The 20975-nt window shown below is 52.2% G+C and carries 31 protein-coding genes; 3 read left to right on the top strand and 28 right to left on the bottom strand.

Features of this window, described 5'->3' with window-relative positions:
- Window positions 1-25: 25 nt before the first annotated feature.
- The 27 genes from JWZ98_RS10785 to JWZ98_RS10655 all read right to left on the bottom strand — a co-directional run bounded on the left by JWZ98_RS10785 (window position 26) and on the right by JWZ98_RS10655 (window position 17602).
- Window positions 26-613: a DUF6624 domain-containing protein gene (locus tag JWZ98_RS10785; protein ID WP_346015195.1), complete on the bottom strand. Its 588-nt coding sequence runs from the start codon at window positions 611-613 to the stop codon at window positions 26-28.
- 130 nt (window positions 614-743) lie between these two features.
- Window positions 744-899 (bottom strand): hypothetical protein, encoded by a 156-nt coding sequence (locus JWZ98_RS10780; protein WP_205454261.1) that lies wholly within the window; start codon window positions 897-899, stop codon window positions 744-746.
- 38 nt (window positions 900-937) lie between these two features.
- On the bottom strand, window positions 938-1525 hold the full coding sequence (locus JWZ98_RS10775) for a phosphatase PAP2 family protein (protein ID WP_205454260.1): 588 nt from the start codon (window positions 1523-1525) through the stop codon (window positions 938-940).
- Between the two features lie 3 nt (window positions 1526-1528).
- Window positions 1529-2002 (bottom strand): GNAT family N-acetyltransferase, encoded by a 474-nt coding sequence (locus JWZ98_RS10770; protein WP_033158691.1) that lies wholly within the window; start codon window positions 2000-2002, stop codon window positions 1529-1531.
- Window positions 2003-2026: 24 nt separating this feature from the next.
- Window positions 2027-2659 (bottom strand): FMN-binding negative transcriptional regulator, encoded by a 633-nt coding sequence (locus tag JWZ98_RS10765; RefSeq protein WP_205454259.1) that lies wholly within the window; start codon window positions 2657-2659, stop codon window positions 2027-2029.
- Window positions 2660-2699: 40 nt separating this feature from the next.
- Window positions 2700-3089: a tautomerase family protein gene (locus JWZ98_RS10760; RefSeq protein ID WP_033158693.1), complete on the bottom strand. Its 390-nt coding sequence runs from the start codon at window positions 3087-3089 to the stop codon at window positions 2700-2702.
- 42 nt (window positions 3090-3131) lie between these two features.
- A complete protein-coding gene (locus JWZ98_RS10755) occupies window positions 3132-3422 on the bottom strand; it encodes a DUF1330 domain-containing protein (protein ID WP_033158694.1) in 291 nt (96 codons plus the stop codon).
- Window positions 3419-4108 carry a CTP synthase gene (locus JWZ98_RS10750; protein WP_205454258.1) on the bottom strand — a complete coding sequence of 230 codons (690 nt, stop codon included), beginning with the start codon at window positions 4106-4108 and terminating at the stop codon, window positions 3419-3421. The genes JWZ98_RS10755 and JWZ98_RS10750 overlap by 4 nt, the downstream gene beginning before the upstream one ends.
- 19 nt (window positions 4109-4127) lie before the next feature.
- Complete coding sequence (locus JWZ98_RS10745; protein WP_205454257.1) at window positions 4128-4952, bottom strand: alpha/beta hydrolase; 825 nt, start codon at window positions 4950-4952, stop codon at window positions 4128-4130.
- Window positions 4940-6430, bottom strand: a complete 1491-nt coding sequence (locus JWZ98_RS10740) for an amidase (RefSeq protein WP_205454256.1) — start codon at window positions 6428-6430, stop codon at window positions 4940-4942. The genes JWZ98_RS10745 and JWZ98_RS10740 overlap by 13 nt, the downstream gene beginning before the upstream one ends.
- Window positions 6427-6927, bottom strand: coding sequence for a signal peptidase II (gene lspA / locus JWZ98_RS10735; RefSeq protein ID WP_205454255.1), 501 nt, complete (start codon window positions 6925-6927; stop codon window positions 6427-6429). Before lspA ends, JWZ98_RS10740 begins: the two co-directional genes overlap by 4 nt.
- Before the next feature lie 44 nt (window positions 6928-6971).
- Window positions 6972-7385, bottom strand: a complete 414-nt coding sequence (locus tag JWZ98_RS10730) for a GFA family protein (RefSeq protein WP_205454254.1) — start codon at window positions 7383-7385, stop codon at window positions 6972-6974.
- Between the two features lie 6 nt (window positions 7386-7391).
- Window positions 7392-8126, bottom strand: coding sequence for a class I SAM-dependent methyltransferase (locus JWZ98_RS10725; protein ID WP_205454253.1), 735 nt, complete (start codon window positions 8124-8126; stop codon window positions 7392-7394).
- A gap of 106 nt (window positions 8127-8232) precedes the next feature.
- Complete coding sequence (locus JWZ98_RS10720) at window positions 8233-8862, bottom strand: class I SAM-dependent methyltransferase (RefSeq protein ID WP_205454252.1); 630 nt, start codon at window positions 8860-8862, stop codon at window positions 8233-8235.
- Entirely contained in the window at window positions 8859-9986 is a 1128-nt protein-coding gene (locus tag JWZ98_RS10715) for an alpha/beta hydrolase (protein WP_205454251.1), read from the bottom strand. The genes JWZ98_RS10720 and JWZ98_RS10715 overlap by 4 nt, the downstream gene beginning before the upstream one ends.
- An 8-nt stretch (window positions 9987-9994) precedes the next feature.
- Window positions 9995-10555 (bottom strand): hypothetical protein, encoded by a 561-nt coding sequence (locus tag JWZ98_RS10710; protein ID WP_101052376.1) that lies wholly within the window; start codon window positions 10553-10555, stop codon window positions 9995-9997.
- Between the two features lie 75 nt (window positions 10556-10630).
- Window positions 10631-11038, bottom strand: a complete 408-nt coding sequence (locus tag JWZ98_RS10705; RefSeq protein WP_101052375.1) for a hypothetical protein — start codon at window positions 11036-11038, stop codon at window positions 10631-10633.
- Window positions 11039-11306: 268 nt separating this feature from the next.
- Window positions 11307-12005, bottom strand: coding sequence for a class I SAM-dependent methyltransferase (locus tag JWZ98_RS10700; protein ID WP_205454250.1), 699 nt, complete (start codon window positions 12003-12005; stop codon window positions 11307-11309).
- A complete protein-coding gene (locus JWZ98_RS10695) occupies window positions 11959-12360 on the bottom strand; it encodes a DUF4260 domain-containing protein (RefSeq protein ID WP_101052374.1) in 402 nt (133 codons plus the stop codon). Before JWZ98_RS10695 ends, JWZ98_RS10700 begins: the two co-directional genes overlap by 47 nt.
- Before the next feature lie 206 nt (window positions 12361-12566).
- The gene (locus JWZ98_RS10690; protein ID WP_205454249.1) at window positions 12567-13370 is read right to left on the bottom strand and encodes a hypothetical protein; all 804 of its coding nucleotides are present in this window, start codon (window positions 13368-13370) and stop codon (window positions 12567-12569) included.
- A 47-nt stretch (window positions 13371-13417) separates the two neighbouring features.
- A complete protein-coding gene (locus JWZ98_RS10685) occupies window positions 13418-13978 on the bottom strand; it encodes a phosphoglycerate mutase family protein (RefSeq protein ID WP_101052372.1) in 561 nt (186 codons plus the stop codon).
- A gap of 34 nt (window positions 13979-14012) precedes the next feature.
- Window positions 14013-14618, bottom strand: a complete 606-nt coding sequence (locus tag JWZ98_RS10680; RefSeq protein WP_205454248.1) for a GyrI-like domain-containing protein — start codon at window positions 14616-14618, stop codon at window positions 14013-14015.
- A gap of 70 nt (window positions 14619-14688) precedes the next feature.
- Window positions 14689-15030, bottom strand: coding sequence for a cupin domain-containing protein (locus tag JWZ98_RS10675; protein WP_205454247.1), 342 nt, complete (start codon window positions 15028-15030; stop codon window positions 14689-14691).
- Between the two features lie 12 nt (window positions 15031-15042).
- On the bottom strand, window positions 15043-15468 hold the full coding sequence (locus JWZ98_RS10670; protein WP_101052369.1) for a DUF4442 domain-containing protein: 426 nt from the start codon (window positions 15466-15468) through the stop codon (window positions 15043-15045).
- A 22-nt stretch (window positions 15469-15490) separates the two neighbouring features.
- Entirely contained in the window at window positions 15491-16036 is a 546-nt protein-coding gene (locus JWZ98_RS10665) for a class IV adenylate cyclase (protein ID WP_101052368.1), read from the bottom strand.
- Window positions 16037-16047: 11 nt separating this feature from the next.
- A complete protein-coding gene (locus JWZ98_RS10660) occupies window positions 16048-17163 on the bottom strand; it encodes an NAD(P)H-dependent oxidoreductase (protein ID WP_205454246.1) in 1116 nt (371 codons plus the stop codon).
- Window positions 17164-17170: 7 nt separating this feature from the next.
- On the bottom strand, window positions 17171-17602 hold the full coding sequence (locus JWZ98_RS10655) for a GNAT family N-acetyltransferase (protein ID WP_205454245.1): 432 nt from the start codon (window positions 17600-17602) through the stop codon (window positions 17171-17173).
- Between the two features lie 232 nt (window positions 17603-17834).
- Here JWZ98_RS10655 and JWZ98_RS10650 point away from each other — a divergent pair, with 232 nt between their 5' ends.
- Window positions 17835-18545 carry an autoinducer binding domain-containing protein gene (locus tag JWZ98_RS10650; RefSeq protein ID WP_205454244.1) on the top strand — a complete coding sequence of 237 codons (711 nt, stop codon included), beginning with the start codon at window positions 17835-17837 and terminating at the stop codon, window positions 18543-18545.
- A gap of 27 nt (window positions 18546-18572) precedes the next feature.
- Here JWZ98_RS10650 and JWZ98_RS10645 read toward each other — a convergent pair whose 3' ends face one another.
- Window positions 18573-19121: an MAPEG family protein gene (locus JWZ98_RS10645; protein ID WP_205454243.1), complete on the bottom strand. Its 549-nt coding sequence runs from the start codon at window positions 19119-19121 to the stop codon at window positions 18573-18575.
- Window positions 19122-19229: 108 nt separating this feature from the next.
- Between JWZ98_RS10645 and JWZ98_RS10640 the strand changes: the two genes are divergently transcribed.
- Both JWZ98_RS10640 and JWZ98_RS10635 read left to right on the top strand, forming a co-directional pair.
- Window positions 19230-19646 carry a helix-turn-helix domain-containing protein gene (locus tag JWZ98_RS10640; RefSeq protein WP_205454242.1) on the top strand — a complete coding sequence of 139 codons (417 nt, stop codon included), beginning with the start codon at window positions 19230-19232 and terminating at the stop codon, window positions 19644-19646.
- A gap of 288 nt (window positions 19647-19934) precedes the next feature.
- On the top strand, window positions 19935-20744 hold the full coding sequence (locus tag JWZ98_RS10635; RefSeq protein ID WP_205454241.1) for a spondin domain-containing protein: 810 nt from the start codon (window positions 19935-19937) through the stop codon (window positions 20742-20744).
- Window positions 20745-20975: the final 231 nt, after the last annotated feature.

Here is a 20975-nt window from a genome sequence, read left to right as displayed (position 1 = left end):
CAAAAATCCGAGCGGTTACAGGGCTTCAACTTGCTATCCTCCAACCGACGGAGTAAAGCCATTGTTGATATTGCTCGTCCAGGTCGGGCGGTGTCGGAATATTCTCGCGCGCGCTTTGTGCTGTTAATTCGGCGATTCTTTCCTCAATGGTATTCAAGCCGACTGCAAGCCGTCGATCGTTGACGCTTTCTGGATTCTCGATCAGATACGGTTCGAGTCCGCCGTTTTTATTCGGCTGGAATTGAGTCCCGTAAATTTGAGGTTTGCCTTCATACATGCGAATACGGTCTTCCAGAAATGCCACCTGCCAAGGTGTCACTTCGTTGTTGGCGGCAGCTTGCTTCAGCAAAGTCAGGCAATGCCGCATGAATGGAGGATTGCCGATGGCATGTTGCGCGACCAACCAGGCGGCCCAAGCCCCTTCCTCGCCCACAAGACTGTTTCCAGGCCAACCGTATTGCTCGATAATGGCTGCAAGGCGAGCGGCATTGCTGATATGTACGGCTTCCATATGCGGGTGATAGAGAGCGTGGCCTAGAGAGCCATCGGCGACCAACGCCTCCCGTACTGAAAGGTCGTTTTTTGCCATCGCCACCAGTTCCTGGCTTAACATTTCGTTTGAATGGTGCATCGGGGCTCTGTTTTGGCAATTAGTAAGAGGCGCTTCAGATTGTGCCCACCGGTGAACGATCTGCCGCGCGCCACGTACCCGGCTGCCAATCAGCGTCGAACACTAATCTGCTTTAAGCGGACGGACGTTTGATCAAGAGCCGAATCCAAAACCACGTCTCGAAGCCTGCGCCAACGATGAAGGCGGTGTTACCAACACCGGAATAGCCGGCCAGATAACAAGCCACGGCTACCGCTAAAATCATTACGGTGATGCTGTGATGTTTCATATTCCCGTTCTCCTAAGCATTACACATCTACAGTATTTTCATCTTAGCCGACTCATAACGGCCTTATTGGCAAGCAAGCCGCCGACTGTCCCACAGACATAACCCGCCAACACATCAGCCGGAAAGTGGGCTCCCACATTGATTCGCGATAGGCCTACCCATAGCGTCATAACGGCTAACAACAACCGATCGCGAATTGTTAATAACGGCCAAAACATCGTCATGATCAGCATCGCAAACGCAGAATGACCACTGGGGAAACTGTGTCTTGATTCCGGCAGAGCCAAAACGGTAACACGTCCTGAGGGCAGCACGGCACTAGGTCTAGGCATGTCGAGCCCGATCTTCAACAGTGCCACAGTTCCCGCAGTCACCATATAACCGAGCATTAAACGCATTAGCAGCTGTTTCAAGCCTGGCAGCGATGGGAGCCGCTCCGCATTAAACGGAAATAGTTGCTGAAAGGCGATCGCAAGGAGTATTGCACCAAGTATCCAAGGCATATTTCTGAAGTCACCAACCGCTGTACCAGTCAACATCAACGCATCAATCAAAGGTCCATGCCACCCATTAACGGCGTAAAAAATTTCTTGGTTCATACCGAACCAATCATAAAAAGCATTCATGATTTATTCGCTTAAAAGTTCAATGGCCGGGATCGGCAAATGGTAGACATAAAACTGTTCGTCGCGCGTCCAGCCTGTTGTTCGATAAAGCCCCTGCGCCTCGGTGTTGATTACTGCCGTTGACAAGGTCAGGCGAACAGCGCCCAAGCTGGCCGCATATTCGACTGCCGCAGCTATGAGCCGACCGGCAATGCCTTGCCTACGAAATCCGGCATCGACGAATAGATCGTTGAGAATGAAGGTTCGAGCCAGCGAGACGGACGAAAAGCTGGGGTATAGCTGGACAAAGCCGGTGGTTCTATTGTCCTGCTCGGCCAGGAACAGTACCGATTCGCCGTGTTCGAATCGATCCCGCAAAAATGATTTCGCCGCATTCGGATCGCTGGGTTTACCGTAAAACCGGCGGTAACTGTCGAATAACGGAATGAGTGCTTCCAGGTCGGACAGCGTAGCTTGGCGAACTGCAAATGGCTTCATAACGACTTCTCTCAATGGTCGGACTCAAGGCTTGGCTGCATCGGCGACTAAATTCGCCATGGCCGGCTGGCCGGATTCTCGCAAAGCATTGATCACGCTATTTTGGTTTTCCGGCGGCTGGTTTTGGCTTACTTTCCACTTGCCTTGCAGCCGTGACACGCTAATTTCGATACCAACAATCTGTGTGATCAAGCGTTCGGTAAAATCAGCCGGGGCGCCCGATACAGACCAGGGCTCGGGGAAACCAGCTTCGAATGCCTGCGTCATAGCCTCCAATTGCCGGCGAATCCAGACTGGATCGTCGATGATCCGCAGCTTGCCGTAAGCATGCACAGCGGCATAATTCCAGGTGGGCACCACCTTGCCGGTTTGGGGTTTGGTCGCATACCAGGATGGCGAGATGTAGGCGTTTTCTGCCTGAAACACCGCCAATACTTCGGTTTGCGGGTCGAAGTCCGTCCACAGCGGATTCGAGCGGGCGATATGACCTCGCAAGCTGCCGTAAGGTGAACCGCCCTCCTCTACCCAATGCAACGGAAACTGGTTTGCGTTCAAACCACTGGCGGATGAGGCGACCAATGTCGCTAGCGGATAATCGCGTATCAATGTCTGCATGACATCGATGCTGGGTTCTTCGAAATGCTTAGATATATACATGTGTTCTTGCTGGATACTGGCCGCTTAAGTGTTGCTGGCACTAGACATTGATTTGGTAATTCAAGGTCACTTCGTCGCCGTGCATGCCGCGGAATCCCCAATTGCAGGCAGGACTTTCATATATGCAAATTTCGATGTCCTGGTGGGCAATGCCGATCTGTTCCTGAATGCGGTCGAACAGCAAACGGATGAGTTTTTTCTTGGTGGCGGTCTCCCGGCCGGTGATCATGCTGATTTCGATAATCGTGTAGGCGTCGGTCCTGCCGCATGGCGCGAACAGGTCGTCTTTTTCCATAGGAAAGAATCGATGCGCTCTCTTATCTTGCGGAAACTGCAGCGCTTCCACCACACACTCATGAATCACATCGGACAATGGCCGTTTGATGGGGTTGAGATGGTCTTTGATGCCGTATATTTTGATTTGTGCCATTTTGATGATCTAACCATTGATATGTTGGACTTTACGATTGCGTTACAAACATCCATCCACTAAAACGAGTTTGCTGGTAGTCGTTTGATGGCGTAATGAAAAAAGCGGTTGCGCTTCGGGGTCTTGAAGAAAGCCGTTAGCTTGTTCTCTTGATGGAAACTCAATGACAACAACCCTTTCAGGCGTCCAATCACCCTCTATAACAGTAGGCTGTTCGCCCCGGACCACGTACCTTCCAGAATGTTTTTCTATGACTGCCGGTATTTTCAAGATGTATTCTCGGAATCGATCAAAATCATGGATCGTTAGATCCAAAATGAGATAAGCATTCATAGATTTGCCACGGCCCTTAAAAACGCCGAAACCAAAGGGTGCGGCTGTTCCGACGTGGACCGGGCTTGCGGTACGAATAGCGTACCGATGAAAAATGGATGTCCAGGCCATTCGATCACCCGAATCTCGCCTTCGGTATCGGCACCGGTAATTCGCATGGGACCTTGTTTCAGCGCATCGACATAGTCCGGGTTGATGCCGAAATTACAGTAATACTGCTCGGTAGCCGTCGTTGCACCGTAAATGGCTGCCACGCGAGAGTTGGGTTCGAAGCTCAGTTGCATCTCGCGTCCGGCCAGCGAACAAGCCAACTGCGAGATAAATAAATTCGAGGCATACGGATCGTACTCGGCATGCTGTGCGTCTTTAAATCCCAACACGTTGCGAGCATATTCGATAATCATATGTTGAAAGCCGCCGCAGGTACCGAAGCATGGGATGTTGTTTTCTCTGGCATGGCGAATTGCCGCCAATGTTTTGTCAATGTTCTTATATGGGCTGCCGGGGGCGATCCAGATACCGGAACAGCGCTCGAACAGCGTTTGGTCGATGTCGGCAGTTGAAACCCAGTCGGAGCTAATATCCAAACCGAACGCCGCCTTGACATGTTCGATGGCGGTATTGGTCGACAGATGCGGCGAAAATGTCGGAGTGTATTCGCCAAGCAGTGCGATTGATTTGGTCATGGGTGCGTAAATTCCTCGGCTAATTTAAGGTGTTGATCGACATACAGATCGTCGGCGCACTTCGATGCAGGCAGGAATAATGGGAAAGCCCGTCCAGTACCGTGATGTTCGAACAGTCAGGCAGCGCCGATGCCCAATAATCCGCCATCGCAACCGGCGACCAATTGTCTACGGCGCCGTGCCAGATATGAGTATCGACGCTAATATCGGCCAGCGTCGTTTTCCAGGGCTGCACGTAGGCAATAACGTCGCGGGCGTAGCCTAGCGAATCGCGCTTGAAACAGGTTTTGAGCGTTCGGGTCATGGTGGTCCGAAACGTTTGGTCGGCCATCAACGCTTGATCTTCGGCGAGCGCACTGGAAAATAACATCCGCAACAACAGGCCGGGAAAAATACTCGCCAGCCCTCCTTGCAGGCGAGCCAGTAACAGAAAAGCGGACGGATGATTTTGAGCCAGCCGGAATACGGCTTTTCCCGCCGCCGCGTCGATAAAGTTGCCGGCACCCAGCGGCGCAGCCGCGGAAACCAAATGCAGGCTGCGGACTTTGCCGTTCATAGCCCGGCAAACTTGCAAGGCAACGAAGGCACCAATCGAAAAGCCGATAAAATCGACGGGGTTATCGCCAACCTGCTTGGCAATCTCATCGGCTATGCCCTGGTAATAAGCGTCGCCTTGCAAACTAGGGGCTATGGTCGAGCGGTCGTAACAAATGATGGTCAGATGATGTTGTTTGCCATAAACATCGAAAATTTCACATTCGTCGGGCGAACCCGGCGTACCGTGGAAATAAATCACCGGCTGGCCGTCGGCGGCGCCGAATTGGCTAAATTCTATTGATGGCATAACGGCGGCATCCTGTGTTTCCAAGGCTCGGCTTGTTCGAGTTGGGCGGCCAGTTGGAACAATAGCCGGTCGTTACCGGTTGCGGCCATGAACTGCGCGCCATGCGGCAAGCCGTCGACGCTCCAATACAGCGGCACCGACATGGCCGGTTGACCGGTGATGTTGGCAAGCGGAGTGAACGGCGTTTGCTGCACGGCTTTGGTGATGATCGCATCCAGCAAGCGCTTGCAGAATAACTTGTCGGCCAATCCGGTCCCCAGCAACCCGCGCATCAGCCATTGTTCCAAGACATTGGGATCGAGCGCGTCGGACGCCAACGGTGGCGTGGCGACCGTCGGCGTCAGAACCACGTCGTAGCGGCTATGGAAATCCGCCAATCGCCCGGCAATCCGCTGCCAGACCGCCAGCGCCTGCTGTAGCTGTTCGTCGCTCACACCTTTGCCGATACCTGCCATCAGCCGCGTATTCAACTCGATGGCCAACTGAGATTCGGTCAGCTCCAGCCATTGCGCCATATTGGCGACATCCCGCGCGGTGTAGTAAAAAATCACGGTCAGAAAGGCCCGCATCAATTCGCGGCCGTCGAAATTCCAGGCCGCTTCCTCGACGATATGTCCCAGCGCTTCGCAGTGTTTGGCCGCTTTGGCCGCGGCAGAGAGACAGTCGCGGTGTATCGGCGTCTCGACCGGTGCCAAGTTGATCAACGCAATTTTCAGGCGTTTCGGTGGCTGCGTGGTGGCGTGCAGGTAGGACGTGAGAGCCGGGTTGGTAGCAGCCTGATCGGTGTGGCCGGCCACTAAATCCAGATAGGCGGCGCTGTCGCGGACGCTGATCGTGCAGACATGACTGACGACCGCCCCACCCCAAGCCTTCGATAAATCCTCAAAGCGGTTCAAGCCTCGGGACGGTTTGAAACCGAAAATGCCGCAATAGGACGCCGGCAATCTGATTGAACCACCGCCGTCGCTGGCATAGGCCATCGGCACGATGCGTACGGCCACGGCTGCTGCACTACCACCACTGGAGCCGCCAGCGTTAAGGCTTAAATTCCAGGGGTTGAGGGTGCTACCGAACACGGCGTTGTTGGCTAGTGCCGATGCGCCGAGCTCGGAGGTGTTGGTCTTGCCGAAGGTAATCAAACCGGAGGTATTGAGCCGGGTGGCCATCTCGCTATCGGCGTCGGGACGGTAATCTTTCATCGCCACGCTGCCGTTCGACATAGTGACGCCCGCGAAACGCAGCATCAGGTCCTTGACCAGAAACGGCACGCCGGTAAACGGTCCACGCTTGCCTAGGTTTTTCACCAGCGATTCCGCCAGTTCTTCCATCGGCGTGACGACGGCATTCAGTAACGGATTGAACTCAGCCAAACGCGCCTGAGCGGCCTTCAGCAATTCCCCTGCCGAAACTTCGCCGGATTGCACCAGCTGCGCCAGACCCAAGGCATCGTATTGCGGATATTCGCTGAATGGATTCATCGCTCAGACAGCCGTTTGTTAGCTCGGGGCGTGCCAATAAGCAACATCAACGTGCCGGCGACCACAATCACATCCGCGACATTGAACACGCCGGTGCGGATTGGCCCGATGCCGATGTTGATAAAATCCACCACATAGCCGCCGTATATCAGTCTATCGATCAGATTGCCCAAGCCACCCGCCAACAACAGCGCATATGCCAGTATCGAGGACGGCGAGGCCGATTTGGAAAACAGGATGTATCCCAGCAAAACGATTAACATTCCGGCTACGCCAAGCGAGAATAAGCCGTTGCGCAAGACTTCCGGAAACGACGAACCCACGCCCAAAAATGCACCATGATTATAAGCCAATTGTAAGCGTACAACGTCACCCCAATACGACCAGACTTCGGTTTCGGACAATAACGACTGGGCAACTGGTTTACTGGCCTGATCGCAGCCGACGCAAGAAATCAGCACGATAACGGTCAAGACCATGCGTTTGGATAGGTTCATTCAATATCCCATGATTAGCAGTTTAATATGATTTAAAGCTAGCATTATTCACTAGGTGCGGCTTCCGCTGACTGAGGCAGATGGTCGGCGATTGCAAACCACGGCGCTTTTGAGCCGACCATGACATGGCGCATCGGTTTACAGCCTGGGTCACCATTTACCGTACCCAATGCTAACCCAAAAGCATCTGGAAACGCCTGATCTGCAATGTACTGCAAGGTAGAGCCGCAGACCTTGCAAAATGTTCGCCTGACATCTGGGGATGAGTGATACTCTTCCAGTAGGTCACTCCCGTGAATCCATCGAAAATCTCGATATTCTACGTATGCCCAGGTGGCAAATGCCGCGCCTGTCGCTTTTCGGCACATAGTGCAGTGGCAATTGCGGGCAAACCGCAGCGGGTTCGCTATTTCATATTGGACGGCACCGCATAGGCAACCGCCTGTTAATTGACTCATGATGATTTACCCAGACACTGCCTTAATCGCAATGATGGTAGTCATTCGGTTGACGACTTCGTTATACGCTAACCTCAAGCCACAATCGGCGAGGATTTTCACAACGTCGTTTGGTGAAACCCGGACTTTATAAAAAGAACTCACTTTTTGCTGCCAGCCGTTTTCCGTTTTAACCTGCAACAAATCCGTCACCCGCACCCTGTCTGCTTCATAATCCAAACAGCACGTCAGTATTTTTGTGTCGTCACTTTTTACGGGAATGAAGCGCTGATCGCCCGCGAGGGTCGTTGAATAATCTCGAAAAGATAAGATCAGTTTTCCGCCTTCGATTAATGATTCGCAGCAATCGATAACCAATTGCCTAATTTCATCCAAACTTTCAAGATGTGTCAGTGTGTCGCCCCAGCAAATAATGAGTTCAGGTTTGGGATCGGTATATTTTTTTACCTGACGAATATCGTCATTAAAGCCGGTAACGGAAAGCCTCTGCGTATTGTCGATTAACTCGGATAAAAGCTGTTGGTTAAAATCAATCGCGCTTACCGTATATCCCAATTTGGCCAGGGAAACACTTTGTATGCCGTGCCCTGCCCCCAAATCTAAGGCGATTGAAGTACTCTGTGGCGAAAGGTCGTTTGCCACCAAGAATTGTTGAAATTCTTTTCGCCTGGCATCGAAGTCTCCAACCATCCATGCATAAAAATCGCCAAGATGCCGGTCGTAGTGTCCTTTTACGGTCATGCTATTTCCTGTAGTCTTTCAGTTATTCGATTCCCAATACATCGTGAGTTTTGATACTTTGCAAAATAAAGTACGCCACTCATCGAATTGCGCATCCGTTTCCAATTTAGCGTTTTTTCCCGAAATAATGAATGGCATGGGTTTTTGCACCGGTAACAGTTGCGGCCTCAGTGACAAAATGGCTGATTTCATCAAATTGAGATAATTCTTCAGCAATCTCTATAGGGACAAAATGTTTCATTGCCACATTGAAAGATGCGATGAACGTACCCGTTGAAGAATATTGGATGTTTTCCGACTGATGAAATTCGACGCAATAAATGATGCCACCTTTATTCAGCGACTCATAGGCCGAGTCGATGATTTTCCTGCGCTGTGCCTTATTGGGAATGCAGGTCAGTACGGCGCAAAATAAAATGACGTCGAATTTTCCAATGTCGGCAGGTATTTCATGGCTATCGATGTAACGTAGATCGAGCGTTGGATAGTGTGTTAAGCCGCGCCTGATCATTTCGATTGACGTATCTACGCCTGTCAAACAACCGTATCCTCTGGCGTGCAGCTCGCTCGTTATCCTGCCATAGCCGCAACCGTAATCCAGTATTTTTGCATTCTTGCTAATTAGCGTTGCTAACTTATCCAAGTCCGGCTCAAGCGAAAATGAGATTTCACCGGCTATTTTGTTCCATGCATTTTGCTGGGTATCGACAAGCGCTACAGGATTATTGAAACTCACTCGACCTCCATAGCCGTAGAGTATGTGCTTACTGATGCGGAGTCCGAGGTAGAATCGTTAGGACTTCGGAAAACGGGAGTACTTTGTACAGCACTCGCGGTAATAGTCTCGATCATTTGTAAAATCGTGTTCGCAACTTCGTGAGCATGACGATGATTGGTCATCAGGGATATATGATCGGCTTCTTCTATGGTTCGCAACGAGCTGTTCTTTGATAAATCCAACCAATTACGTTGCTGTTTCCGATGCCAATCGGTGAATTTTGCGGCAGTCTCCGCATCCAGCCCAGTAAACTGTCCCGCTACGATTACCTCTACCGGCAGATCGTTTAAGGGCTGCAAGGAGCGAATTTGCTTCAGTGTGTCCGGTAAAAAACGGTATTCCCAAACGACAGTATTAAGGTAATCGGTCTGGGCGAGGAAGGCATTGGCGGCCGCTTGCGTATCGGCGGGAAGTCCCTCGGCAAGATTGAACAACCCCAAACCGAGAACCGCGCGCATTGCCCCGACCGAAGCCAGATAGGGAAATACCTGAACGGTAGGCGGCGTCCAGTCTTCGACCTTAGGCAAATCGATTTCGGCATAGGTTTCCAGCACCGACGGGTTGGTCGCATCTACCAGAACCAATCCCGCCACATCCTGAGGATAATTCGCGGCGAACATACGCACATACGCTCCGCCGATAGAGTGGCCAACAAGAATATAGGGCCCGGGAATATTCGCAGCGCTCAATAATCGGTGGAGTTGCCGGCTGGTATTAATGGCATCCATCGGGAGCTCGCTTGGCGCGCTCCAACTGTATCCTGCTCTGTCATAAGAACAGACCTTCGCATTTTTTGCCACCTCCGGCTGTATCCAGGCCCAAGCCAGCGAGGAAGCACCTGCGCCGCCTTCGAGAATCACGGTCAACGGACCTGCACCCGTGCAATCAATATGAAACAGATGCCCATCCACCTCGACCATCCGGCCAGGTGGCGGGTATTTTTCCAAGTCGGCCTTTAACGCGAAGTGTTGATAAACGGCCCCAGTCAGTAGCAATGCGGTTGACAATACCAGCCCGGTTTTTATGGCCCGATATATCCAGCACCGAACGGTGCGCAATACAGTAAGAATATTGGTTGCCATATTTAGAGTCATCCAGCCAGCGATTCTTTGAGTGGCATATCGGCATGGCGTTTATGCCAGTCATTGAAGCGCTGACGATAGGATTCAAAGGGCTGATGCAGTTCCCCTCGCGGATCGTTGCTCAGCGCGTAGGCCATGCCTTCGATTAGCCAGTGCTCACCGGCTAGCAGCGCCAGGCTGCCAAAGTGGTCGGCCTGCCAATAATGGATGAGCTCATGCGCCACATAATGTTGTTGCCAACCTCGCGGGGCGACGGCAATTGCGAAACTGCCCAAGGTGAATCCGGCTTTGTTGGATAGGCCGAATGTGGACCGGCATTGCTCCGTGCTGCAAAAAATGATCTTCGGCTCGCCAATAGACAAGCCCCATTGCGTGGCAAGATAACTTTTCGAGTCGTTGAGTAGTGATTGCGCCTTCGCAAGCTCTGAAAAATTGTCCACGCATAGGTGTTGTTCGTTGCAACTGACGCCGAATGCTTCCGGAATCAGCACCCGAACGGGTTTAAAAAATGCGACCGCGGAAATCGGCAACAGCAGCAAAACCGCGAGTATCCATCTAGCGTATTTCATCGATCTTCCTCCATGGCATAAAACGCATACGTTACGGTAAAGCGCAAATTTCGTCCGGTATACGTTTACCCATTGCTATATATAGCCCTTGTACTGTTTGATATTGTCTTCAAAGACAAGATTTTTCTTGGAAATCTCCTTTACCTCCGCTGGGAGATTAGATATATCAAAGAATCTCATAGGTTTCCCGGACTCTTTGAACATCTGAATTTCAGCGAGAACACCATCGCTAATTTCGCCATAAACCCATAATTCATCACATCGACTCAAGAGATTGTTATTCCCGCTTCTAACCAAATCTCTGTCGACGAGTTCGTAGAGAAAATAGCCAAACAAATTGAAGGGATTTACTGGAACCACTCCCTGTTCAAAAGCATGTTTGCATACCAGCATGCGCTGGTGAAAGTTTTTGCACGATTGAGCCGTGAACACAACTTTTTTGTCTTGTTGAAGGTCCTTAGCAAGGTGGTTGAATTCTGCCATGTAAATAGTCTTATAAATATGCAATTAGCGCGAAAAATTGTGCCCTTTTTGAACTTGATCCAAGCTCGTTATTTAGGTTTGATGACCTGCATTTGATTACCGCCGCGTTGAAATTCGTAATCAACCTTAACGATCTGTACGTCAAATCCTCGGCTGGCAAATTCTTCGCTGACGAGGCAGAGATAAGGCGAAAATTGGTCCAACTAGCGCCGTAAAATACACGATTCCAAACGACTAGCAGCCGCAACCGCACGAATTTTATGGCAAGCTATTCCGCGTGTCTGAAAGCCAAGCGGGTCCATACAACACCGCTGGTGCGGTTAAGAAGCTGATAGGACTCGGCCTGAACATTTAGAATCGGCCGCAAACCGTGTTGTCCTGCCAAATTAACCGTTTCTTGGCCTGACACCTGGAACATTCGCCGCCCCTTTGGCACAGAGCCGTGCCGAAGCGACAACATCAGGAGACCGTTAGGAGCCAACAGTGCGGCCACTTTAGCCATTGCAATACGCCGCTCCCGCTCGTTCAAGTGCATCCATACTGCGTTCAAAATAACGGTATCGAACATCTGGCGGCGCGCCAAAACGCGATCGAGCGAAGGCAAAGCGTCATCCAGCCATTCAATTGCAGAGCCCGCGGATCTCGCCATTCCGGCAATGCGGAATTCCTCGGTCGGCTCGACTGCAACCACCCTGTGTCCGCGCGCTGCAAACCAAGCAGCGTCGATACCAATGCCCGCGCCGATGTCCAAAACAAATCCCGGTGTTGTCGGCAACAGGTGTAATTCGGCGCGGTGAAGCTCCTCGAATACGATGGTTTCGTATTGGAGAATCAATGTTGCCGCGCACTCGCTGTAACCTTCGGTACCCGGCGTTCTAAGGGCGTTGGGTATGGAAGTTGTGTCCAGACTTCTCACCCGGTTATTGTTTTTCCCAATGTTTGGCACCAAATCGGCCGATGCGCCCAAGATGGGTAAAGCCGAATCCCGCCGGATACTTGAGTCCGTAACCCAGCGCCCGGTCAAAACCGATATGGGCACACCAGATCAAACCGGCACATTGAAGTATCGGGGACGGAACCGTAAAACCAATCACCAGGCTGACAACGGCGCCGAGGTATGAATGCGCCGTGTTATAGCTAATGGCGCCCACTTTGGCGCCGGCGAAGTAACCGAGTAAAGATAGATCAGGCACCAGGAAGTAGATTGCGAACGTGCTCCAGTCCAAATCGAATTTTGCGTAGGCGAGGCAGGCGGCAAGCAGCACGCACAATCCCTCCAGTCGCAATAACACCCGAACGGTACCTGTGGTTTCACCTAACATTTTGACTCCGGCAGTTTCCGCATAGAAACGGATTATTTTGGGTTAATTACAACTCAGGATCAGGTCTTGCAACAACTGTCAGTATTGACAGGGTTATGGTGTGAAACTTGTAACCTGTGGCATACAGCTCGCTTATGATCCGCCATCGCTGCAACCGCAGTCTAGGATTTATTCTATATCGACAAGCGCTCTTGGCCTATTGCATCTCACTCGGCTCCCATGAAAGCCAGCATCAGATGCATTTGCGCGGCCAACATCGGAACGCCGGTGTGGATGACTTTCCCTTGGCCGGACGCTTCCTGGAGTAGCGGTGTCATTTCAGGGGCGATCACGCATTCGGCTACCAAGTCGCAATGCCGTATCAAAGGATTGGCTATCGGTAGCTCATCATTCGGTTTCATGCCGAGAGAAGTGGCGTTAATAGCGATATCGTAGTGGGATGTTTCGTGGATTGCTGTGGTTACCTCAAGTTGAGGATACGCATGACGGACGCGCTCCGACAAAGCACTCACCCGATCCGGCGTACGATTTTGTATGCAAAGTGAAGCGCAGCCGTGTTTGGCAAGGGCAAAAGCAATCGCCGATGCAGCGCCTCCGGCTCCGACCAGAAGGATATGTGCGTCTTTCACGCTGTATCCGGCCCCGGCTAATCCGGCAACAAAACCTTCGCCGTCCAGCATGGTGCCAATCAGGCGGCCATCACCGTTCCGGCGAATGACATTCACGGCACCGACCAGGCGTGCATTGGGAGTCAGTTCATCAGCCAAGTGGGCGGCAACGGCTTTGTGTGGCATGGAAACCACTGCCCCCCCGAAGTTTTTCAAGGCGCGCAGGCCCGTAATAAACGCGGGAAAATCTTCTGCCGATACTTGCATGGGAAGCATGACAAAATCACCCAGGCGCCCTCTTTCATCCAGCAGTCTGTTTGCCATAGCCGGCGTTCTGGCCTGGCTAACCGGGTCGGCGATGACGCCGAGTATTTTAGTGTTGCCGGTAATCGATGCGAGCATATTTTTGAATGTGACTTAAAATGCGAGAGGGATTGTGCCTTTGCGGGTCATATTGCACGATAGCGATATACTCCATATTCCCAATAGCCGCGGCCCGGCTTCGTGGGACCGACCCAGTTTCTGGCTAACAACTCCTGGGCTATGAAGTAATTAACGAAACCATGCCCCACCAACAAGACGCTTTTATGCTCATGCGCCATATCTATTAATGTCGATGCCGCGATTTGCGCCCGCTGTTTTGCCATGGAGAGCGACTCGCCATTTTCAGCGAAACCAAGCACCGACATACACCGTAATAGTATTCCCCAGGCATTAACCGACATCGTCAATGCCCCCTGTTTGAAATGAGGGGTAGCGATTTCCCGAAACACGGGGTCGCTCAGCAAAATATCGCTAAATCCCAGTGCCTTGGCCGATTCCAAAGAACGGATAAAGTCGCTACAAACGGCGACATGGCATGCCGATGCGCGCTGCTTGGCGTTTTCCGGCGCTTCGTCCGCTATTCCTGATAAATCATAATTTCTGATAATCTCGCCAATCTCTCGCGCTTTGGCTTTGCCTTTCAGCTCGAACGCCGGTTTACCGTGCCTGATTAATGTAATGTCCATGGGTCGTCTTGTAACATAGCGGTGGCATTAACCCTCATTTCATGGGTTGCCGAATGATGGTTTTCCAGTTCTTCGGATCTGCGCGCCGTATATCACTCAAATAAATTTCGTGATGCTTGCCAATCCGGCTAGTCCTGGTATCGATGAATGCATGCAACCGCTCAATAGTGGGTCCTTCTTCGCAGAATGGGCCAATATGCAAAATCTGAGCGCAAAGACCCTCCGAGAAATTTTCCAGCCGCAGCCTATCTATGCCGGGCAGATTCTTTTTTCTTCGGACTTCGGCAAGAGCGGCGTCGACGATGTCATTCGCTACGAAGTCAGGTTGCAAGATCATCGTCCACTTCCATTTTGCCTTGTCGTTGGCTGCAAAGACAGCCATATCATCCGCCCACCATAATCCTTCCAGCGGCATGACCGAATAATCAAGCGCTTGCGACCCCTTATTGACCATAAATTTGGCCGTGTAGGATACGGAAAACAAGGCCTCGACGGCCTGCGCATAGGCTTGCGAGGTATTGGGATCGCCTTCGCCGTCCACCATCAGGTATCTCAACGGCGGTACCTCAACCTGCACGACCGCTTTGGCGCTGGCTTGATACAAGTGCTTCAATTCTTTTCTGAGGTCGATCTTGTCCATGGATGCTCCCGATGGCGGCTATCGTAAAACATAAGGGAGGCGCGTTAACGCGTTCGGATTAACGGCGATGTTAAACCTCAGTACGGTCGCCTACTGTGGTGGGATGAGAGATCACCAAAAACCAGACATCAGCGCTGGATTCATTGATGAATTGGTGTGGCGTCCTTGGAGCGACTTCAATGCCTTGTCCTTCGGATAATTGGATGCGTTTGCCGTTTACTTCCATCATGGCGCAACCTTCCAAAATATAGAAAAACTGGCGAGCGCTGGCATGAAAATGTCGTACTTCGCTTGCGCCGGGCGGCACGCGCTCGGAGATCACCGACATGTCGGTTCGTTTTACAAGATGCCAACCGTCGCAGCCGTCGCCCCATGTGTAGTGCTCAGCGGATGAGCGGTCGATTGCTTGCATAAATTTTTTCGATTAATTGGTTGCGTTTTGAGCGATAAACCACTCGACGACGGCCGACATGACCACCACTCCCGCCCCATCGACAACCTCAACGGGAATTGCGGCCACTACGCGGCCTCGGGCCGTCAACTCAGAAGACCAGCGCTCAGTCTCTGCAATGGAGACATTGCATCTGGCCGAAACCTGCCCTAATGCCGGCTTGCGAAATTTGGCCTCAAGCTTTCTGACCACCGGAACGATGCCTGAGGTATCGGAAAACTGCCGTGAAAGAAACGCTCCGGAACCTGCTTCGGCAACCGCCAATAATGCGCTGCCGTGGACGGTGCCGAGATGATTGGCGTATCGAGGGTTTCCCGGTAAGCAAACTAAAAAGCCACTATCCGAGTTGGCTAGCCGTAAACCGATCAACTGATTGAAAGGTAATTGCGAAACGTCCATGGTAATAATCTCTGATGAGTATTCAAGTGAATTGTTTGATTTCTGGTTTTTCAACCGCCAGCCTGGCAAGCAGGTCGATATAAGCCTCCTCGATAAGCTGATGATCAGAGATACCCAGCCTTTCCAGCAATGCGTGCACAATTACCACACCGGCTTCGTTAGGTTCACCCTCGCCAAGCACCACTTCCAATTCCAGAAAATTACCCAATCCTTCGACTTTATCCAAATGCACTCGGGTTTTGCCGACCATGAACAATGTGCGGTGTTTTCGCACCCTACCGCTTTCACCATAAGCAAGCGTCAAGCTTTGCCTGAGTGCATCCGGCGATGCGGTGGGAGATATCACATAAAAAGACTGCTTGGGGCCGGCGCTGTCGGGGCGTTGATAGAAAATCAGTTGCCCGTCATAATCGGAGAAGGCGCGAAGTTTCAGTCGTCCGTTGGGGCAAGGAAAAAAAGTATCGTCCTGAATGATTTCGATAGGTCCTTCATCGGCGATCTTGACCACCAGCGGCCATAGTGATTCGACGCTGTCGATTCGCGCTTTGATTTCAATATTTCTGGCCATATTTGCTTCTGTTAGACAGTATGATTTTGACGGTCGACATCCGGCAAGTTGTCATACACCTGCTCGACGGTTCGGTGTTCGGTTAAGGCTTTAACGACGGCCGGCAAGGGTTCCGCATGGATGCCGGGCAAGTCTTGTTCCAAGGGATTCACAATCGGGAAAGCCAATTTTTCCAGCGGCGGGCAAAAGTCCGCCTCCACACCGGGCTTATTGCCGCGCGCATCGACCCGGTACCAGCCGTGTTGCGACAGGTAAACCGCATTCAAACCGTGCAGGCAATAAGGGGGCTGGTCGCCGTCTAGCGTCAAACGCTGGTAACACAATCCGGCCGGAATGCCGTTGGCGCGCAATAGCGCCGCCAACAAATGACTTTTGGCGTAACAATAGCCGGTGCCGTGGCTCAACACCTCCGAAGCCTTGCAGGTCACGGGATTCAGCCGGTAGTCCCAGCTATGCTTGATCTCGTCGCGGACGAATTCGAAACAGCGTTTGGCGATTTGTTCCTCATCGGCGCAGCCCTCCGCCAACTTGGCGGCTTGCGCGATGATCTCGGGATGTTGGCTATCGATATAAAGGCTGCTGCCCAGGAAGGGCTTCATTTCCGGCAATAGCGTTACCGCGCGTTGGATTTTGGTTAACACGCCGGTCAGTAATGAAACGATTTCCGGCACGGCCAATAGCTCCGCTTCGCCGATGTTGGCGCTCGGCAGCGGCAAGGTGATCGAGGCGGCTTCGATCAATGTGGCCGACATCGTGACCAAGGTTTCCCGGAGCGCGGCATCGGCATGATGGGCGCGCGGCGTCGCGTTCAATACTGCCACAGGTTTATCCACAAAGCCCTCGAAGGCCACCAACCAATCCAGCGCGTTTTTGATGGTGCCGGTCACGCCGTGGGCATATTCGGGGCTGGCGATCAGCAAGGCATCCGCTGCGGCTACGTCGTTGCGCAATTGCTTCGCAATGGCCGGAAGCGCGCTTTCCAAATCCGGATTGTATAAGGGCAAGTCGCCAAGCCCCGAAAACAGACGGACTTCAATCGAGGCCGGTGCCAACTGTTTTACGACACGCAGCACGGCGGAATTGATAGACGCCGCCCGCAAGCTGCCGGATAAAGCCAGTATTTTCATGGCAAAGCTAGGGATTGAATGTTAAGGAAAAGTGATGGCTGCTCAGCTGAAAGCCCTTGTTAAGATACAAGCGATGGGCGGTAAAGCGCTGATGGCCGGAATCCAGATGCACACCCCGGCAATCGTGGGCTTTGGCATGGGCTATCAGCCAGTCGAGCAAGGCGCCGGCGAAACCTTGCGCAGTCTCGCCGCTTAGGGTGGCTAAATCGTCGACATACAGTATTTTGCCCCAGGCCAAAAACTCGGCGAAACGAAAACCCGCCACGCTTTTAACGGCACCCTGCTGTCTAACAGCCAGAATTTGGTAGGACTGCAGTTGCTGGCGGCGAACCTGGGCTAGAAACTGCTCTTGCTTGAGGTGCGGGCGCAACTCGCTGAACACCGGAAAACAGGCTTGAATTTCCGCGTCGGTATCGGCAATAAAAATATCGAAAGTCATGGTTACGGCTTAACAATCAAAGGGTGGCTATTGGCTTAAAACAAAATACAGGACAAAGCTAAAACACCTGCCCTCTTTGCCGGATTAGACGCTATTTACATTGGCCTAACAACTGTCAATATTGACAGTTTATATCGCCATTTTGCTTTGCTGGTAAATAGTCCGGACATTGTGTTTCGGTGTTTTCCCTCTTTAGGATAAGCTTTGGAACAGTTCTAACGACGGTATTCCCATGAAACCTTGGCAAGAAATTCAACTTCAAGCATTGCAGACCAGCAATAGCGAGCATCTGCTTTTCCAAACCATCGCTGCGTTAGGTGCGGAATTGGGTTTTGATTACTGCGCCTACGGACTCCGGTTGGCGCTGCCGCTGAGCAATCCGAAGATCGTGAAAGTGAGTAATTATCCATCGGCTTGGCAAGCGCAATATCAAGCTAAAAACTATTGTGCGATCGATCCCACCGTCAAACACGCCCTCCGCTCCTCGCAGCCCATCCTGTGGACGGACGATTTGTTCGCGTCGACGGCGGCGTTTTGGGAGGAAGCGCGTTCGTTCGGCTTGCGTTACGGTTGGGCGCAATCCATGCGGGATGTCCCCGGCGCCACTGGCATGCTCACGTTGGCACGGTCCGATGAGCCGCTGAGCGAAACCGAGCTTGCGGCCAAAGTTTTCAAAATGGCTTGGTTGACTCAAAATGCGCATATTGCCTTATCGCGCCGCTTGTTGCCCAAATTGCTGCCGGAAGCGGATGCCAAACTATCGAACCGCGAGATTGCGGTACTACGCTGGACTGCCGATGGCAAAACCGCCGGGGAAATCGCCGGCATCATGAAAATCACCGAGCGGACCGTCAATTTCCATATCAGCAATGCCGCGACGAAATTAAATGCCAGCAACAAAACCGCAGCGGCCGTTAAAGCGGCGATGCTCGGTTTTTTGTAACAACCATCGCCTGGATTCCTTCCAAGCTTATCCCAACCCAACCACCGTCACAAAGCGAAACCAAAGTGCGCCCAGAACGATGCAGCTTGAAGCCCAAGTCGCAAAGCGATACGGCACCCAGTTTACCGCCATATAAATGACGGCATGGACATACCTGAGTACAACAAAAGCCCAGGCAAGCGCGATTTGAGCGTTGTCCGCTTCTTTCTCGACAAGCATCAATAGGCAAATCACATAAAAAAGCGCTGGTACTTGCATTAGATTATTGAACGTTCGAGCCGGACGCTCGAATCGATCATCATCCGGGATATCCGCCTTGTAATCCGCGAAATACCTGATCGACGCATGCCCTCGAATAACGGCAACATTGCGTGCGACGACCATCATCAGCCATACCAAAGCCGTCAGCATAAAGAGCGCGGCCATTGGAGAAATAAGCCGCTCCGGTGGGAAAGCCCGATGTTCACCGGCTAATAGCCAGAATAACCAAGCTGCGACCGAGCCGACAATGATGCAAGGCGCAGTGTATATCCGAAGCAACGAAATATTGGTGGCAGTAGAATTTATTGGCGACATATACGATTTCCTGATGAACGTGGTTTGCGGAATAAGCTTCGATTGATATACTTGCAATATGCAACTAATTATCCTGTTTCGATTGCAAAATGCAAGTTAACAAAGCAAATGTCCGAATCCCAGATCAAAAATAGATGCCCAATTGATTATGCCCTTGAAGTGTTCGGAGACCGGTGGACGCTGATCGTACTCCGCGATCTGATGCTAAGTGGCAAACGGCACTACCGGGAGTTGATGACTTCGAAAGAAGGAATCGCAACCAATATTTTGGCTTCGCGACTGAAAAAAATGGAAGCGGACGGACTCGTCATCCGTAAACACAAGCCCGAAGACAAACGCCAAGTGTTTTATGAGCTAACGGAAAAAGCGCTCGATCTGGTGCCTGTGCTACTCGAAATTAGCCGCTGGAGCGTCATTTACGACAAGCATACGGCAGCCCCTCCGGAACTCATGCGCCGCTATCAAGAAGAGCCGCGGCAACTGATAGCCGATTTGCAGCAAGCGGCACGAATTCGGCAATCCTGATCGTTTTGCAACAAAAACGAAAATCCGGAGGGCCATGGATAATCTGAACAGCGTGAAGCACATCGTTCGTGATCGGTGTGGTTCGTGAATTCAACGCTCCCAATGCCTTCCATCTAAGACTGGTAATTCTGTTCCGTCTGGCTGTTTTTGACCGAACTGATACCTTCTGGCATTTGACCCAAAGACAGCTCACATCTCACGTGCATTTGACCTCCCCGTGAAGATTTCGTGACTTTTCCGATTGCACAATGGCCGCGCCATTTGGCATTCATATTAAGGAGAATCACGATGCAAAAAAACCATGCTTTTACGCTGTCGGCGCTGTTGTTAGCGGCCAGTGCGGCACCTTTAAGTTCGGCAGAGGCCGCGCAGGTCACGCTGAGTTTCAGCAATTTGTCTGCTGCCAACGGGCCGGCCTTGAGTCCGTTTTTCATCGCCTTGCATGACGGTACCTTCGATGCCTTCGACTTAGGCACCACGGCTTCGTCGGCAATCGAAGCAATTGCCGAGATGGGTAGCGGCGCCGGCTTGTCCTCTGCATTCGCGGCCGGCGGCACCAGCGCGACGGTGACGGCGGCGGTTAATGCCTTCGGCCCCGGCATTTTCCTGCCCGGCGCTAAAGGCAGCGTCACCCTGGACCTGGACCCGGTGAAAAACCGTTACCTGAGTTATTTCGCGATGGTAGTGCCGTCCAACGACCGCTTCGTCGGCAACGACTCGCCGACCGAAATCGAATTGTTCGACGCCCAAGGTCATTTCACCGGCGGCACCTTCGTCGAGAACGGCAGCAGCATCTGGGACGCCGGCACCGAACTGGACGGCACCACCGGCGCGGCCTTCTTGGTAGGTTCCAATGCCTTGGACAGCCCGGCGCAAAACGGTACCATCCAGGCTAACCATGACTTCGCGGTTTATGCCGGATTAGGAACGCCGGCCGGTTACAACTTTACCGATCTGCCCGGCGCCAATACGCCACTGCTGCAAATCAGCGCGGTGTCGCAAGTCCCGGTTCCGGCGGCGGCCTGGTTGTTCGGCAGCGTGTTGCCGTTGTTCGGCTGGTTGCGGAAGCGCGCGGCGGTGTCGGTTTTGCCGGCTTGAAGTGGGCGTTAGGCGTTTCGGTAACAAGGAGGGGTTGGCATTACGCTTAGTTGATCTTGATTACAGGCCGTTCGCGCTGAGCGGAGTCGAAGCGTGAGTGGCCTGCCACGATCGGAGTAACCAGACAACGGAAAAATCCCCTTCATCCTTCGACAAGCTCTGGACGAACGGGATTTTTTATCATGCAGCCACTCGATGTTAGATCAAAGTTCAAATCAGCGGGTTTGACGG

It is taken from the genome of Methylomonas sp. EFPC1 (assembly GCF_016925515.1).
Taxonomy (GTDB): domain Bacteria; phylum Pseudomonadota; class Gammaproteobacteria; order Methylococcales; family Methylomonadaceae; genus Methylomonas; species Methylomonas defluvii.
This window is presented reverse-complemented; position numbering and strand designations above follow the sequence as displayed.

What these genes read in the sequence shown, in the direction of transcription:
- JWZ98_RS10785 (WP_346015195.1), bottom strand. Translation starts at nt 613, where the DNA reads ATGTTAAGCCAGGAACTGGTGGCGATGGCAAAAAACGACCTTTCAGTA.
- JWZ98_RS10780 (WP_205454261.1), bottom strand. Translation starts at nt 899, where the DNA reads ATGAAACATCACAGCATCACCGTAATGATTTTAGCGGTAGCCGTGGCT.
- JWZ98_RS10775 (WP_205454260.1), bottom strand. Translation starts at nt 1,525, where the DNA reads ATGAATGCTTTTTATGATTGGTTCGGTATGAACCAAGAAATTTTTTAC.
- JWZ98_RS10770 (WP_033158691.1), bottom strand. Translation starts at nt 2,002, where the DNA reads ATGAAGCCATTTGCAGTTCGCCAAGCTACGCTGTCCGACCTGGAAGCA.
- JWZ98_RS10765 (WP_205454259.1), bottom strand. Translation starts at nt 2,659, where the DNA reads ATGTATATATCTAAGCATTTCGAAGAACCCAGCATCGATGTCATGCAG.
- JWZ98_RS10760 (WP_033158693.1), bottom strand. Translation starts at nt 3,089, where the DNA reads ATGGCACAAATCAAAATATACGGCATCAAAGACCATCTCAACCCCATC.
- JWZ98_RS10755 (WP_033158694.1), bottom strand. Translation starts at nt 3,422, where the DNA reads ATGAATGCTTATCTCATTTTGGATCTAACGATCCATGATTTTGATCGA.
- JWZ98_RS10750 (WP_205454258.1), bottom strand. Translation starts at nt 4,108, where the DNA reads ATGACCAAATCAATCGCACTGCTTGGCGAATACACTCCGACATTTTCG.
- JWZ98_RS10745 (WP_205454257.1), bottom strand. Translation starts at nt 4,952, where the DNA reads ATGCCATCAATAGAATTTAGCCAATTCGGCGCCGCCGACGGCCAGCCG.
- JWZ98_RS10740 (WP_205454256.1), bottom strand. Translation starts at nt 6,430, where the DNA reads ATGAATCCATTCAGCGAATATCCGCAATACGATGCCTTGGGTCTGGCG.
- lspA (WP_205454255.1), bottom strand. Translation starts at nt 6,927, where the DNA reads ATGAACCTATCCAAACGCATGGTCTTGACCGTTATCGTGCTGATTTCT.
- JWZ98_RS10730 (WP_205454254.1), bottom strand. Translation starts at nt 7,385, where the DNA reads ATGAGTCAATTAACAGGCGGTTGCCTATGCGGTGCCGTCCAATATGAA.
- JWZ98_RS10725 (WP_205454253.1), bottom strand. Translation starts at nt 8,126, where the DNA reads ATGACCGTAAAAGGACACTACGACCGGCATCTTGGCGATTTTTATGCA.
- JWZ98_RS10715 (WP_205454251.1), bottom strand. Translation starts at nt 9,986, where the DNA reads ATGGCAACCAATATTCTTACTGTATTGCGCACCGTTCGGTGCTGGATA.
- JWZ98_RS10710 (WP_101052376.1), bottom strand. Translation starts at nt 10,555, where the DNA reads ATGAAATACGCTAGATGGATACTCGCGGTTTTGCTGCTGTTGCCGATT.
- JWZ98_RS10705 (WP_101052375.1), bottom strand. Translation starts at nt 11,038, where the DNA reads ATGGCAGAATTCAACCACCTTGCTAAGGACCTTCAACAAGACAAAAAA.
- JWZ98_RS10695 (WP_101052374.1), bottom strand. Translation starts at nt 12,360, where the DNA reads ATGTTAGGTGAAACCACAGGTACCGTTCGGGTGTTATTGCGACTGGAG.
- JWZ98_RS10690 (WP_205454249.1), bottom strand. Translation starts at nt 13,370, where the DNA reads ATGCTCGCATCGATTACCGGCAACACTAAAATACTCGGCGTCATCGCC.
- JWZ98_RS10685 (WP_101052372.1), bottom strand. Translation starts at nt 13,978, where the DNA reads ATGGACATTACATTAATCAGGCACGGTAAACCGGCGTTCGAGCTGAAA.
- JWZ98_RS10680 (WP_205454248.1), bottom strand. Translation starts at nt 14,618, where the DNA reads ATGGACAAGATCGACCTCAGAAAAGAATTGAAGCACTTGTATCAAGCC.
- JWZ98_RS10675 (WP_205454247.1), bottom strand. Translation starts at nt 15,030, where the DNA reads ATGCAAGCAATCGACCGCTCATCCGCTGAGCACTACACATGGGGCGAC.
- JWZ98_RS10670 (WP_101052369.1), bottom strand. Translation starts at nt 15,468, where the DNA reads ATGGACGTTTCGCAATTACCTTTCAATCAGTTGATCGGTTTACGGCTA.
- JWZ98_RS10665 (WP_101052368.1), bottom strand. Translation starts at nt 16,036, where the DNA reads ATGGCCAGAAATATTGAAATCAAAGCGCGAATCGACAGCGTCGAATCA.
- JWZ98_RS10660 (WP_205454246.1), bottom strand. Translation starts at nt 17,163, where the DNA reads ATGAAAATACTGGCTTTATCCGGCAGCTTGCGGGCGGCGTCTATCAAT.
- JWZ98_RS10655 (WP_205454245.1), bottom strand. Translation starts at nt 17,602, where the DNA reads ATGACTTTCGATATTTTTATTGCCGATACCGACGCGGAAATTCAAGCC.
- JWZ98_RS10650 (WP_205454244.1), top strand. Translation starts at nt 17,835, where the DNA reads ATGAAACCTTGGCAAGAAATTCAACTTCAAGCATTGCAGACCAGCAAT.
- JWZ98_RS10645 (WP_205454243.1), bottom strand. Translation starts at nt 19,121, where the DNA reads ATGTCGCCAATAAATTCTACTGCCACCAATATTTCGTTGCTTCGGATA.
- JWZ98_RS10640 (WP_205454242.1), top strand. Translation starts at nt 19,230, where the DNA reads ATGTCCGAATCCCAGATCAAAAATAGATGCCCAATTGATTATGCCCTT.
- JWZ98_RS10635 (WP_205454241.1), top strand. Translation starts at nt 19,935, where the DNA reads ATGCAAAAAAACCATGCTTTTACGCTGTCGGCGCTGTTGTTAGCGGCC.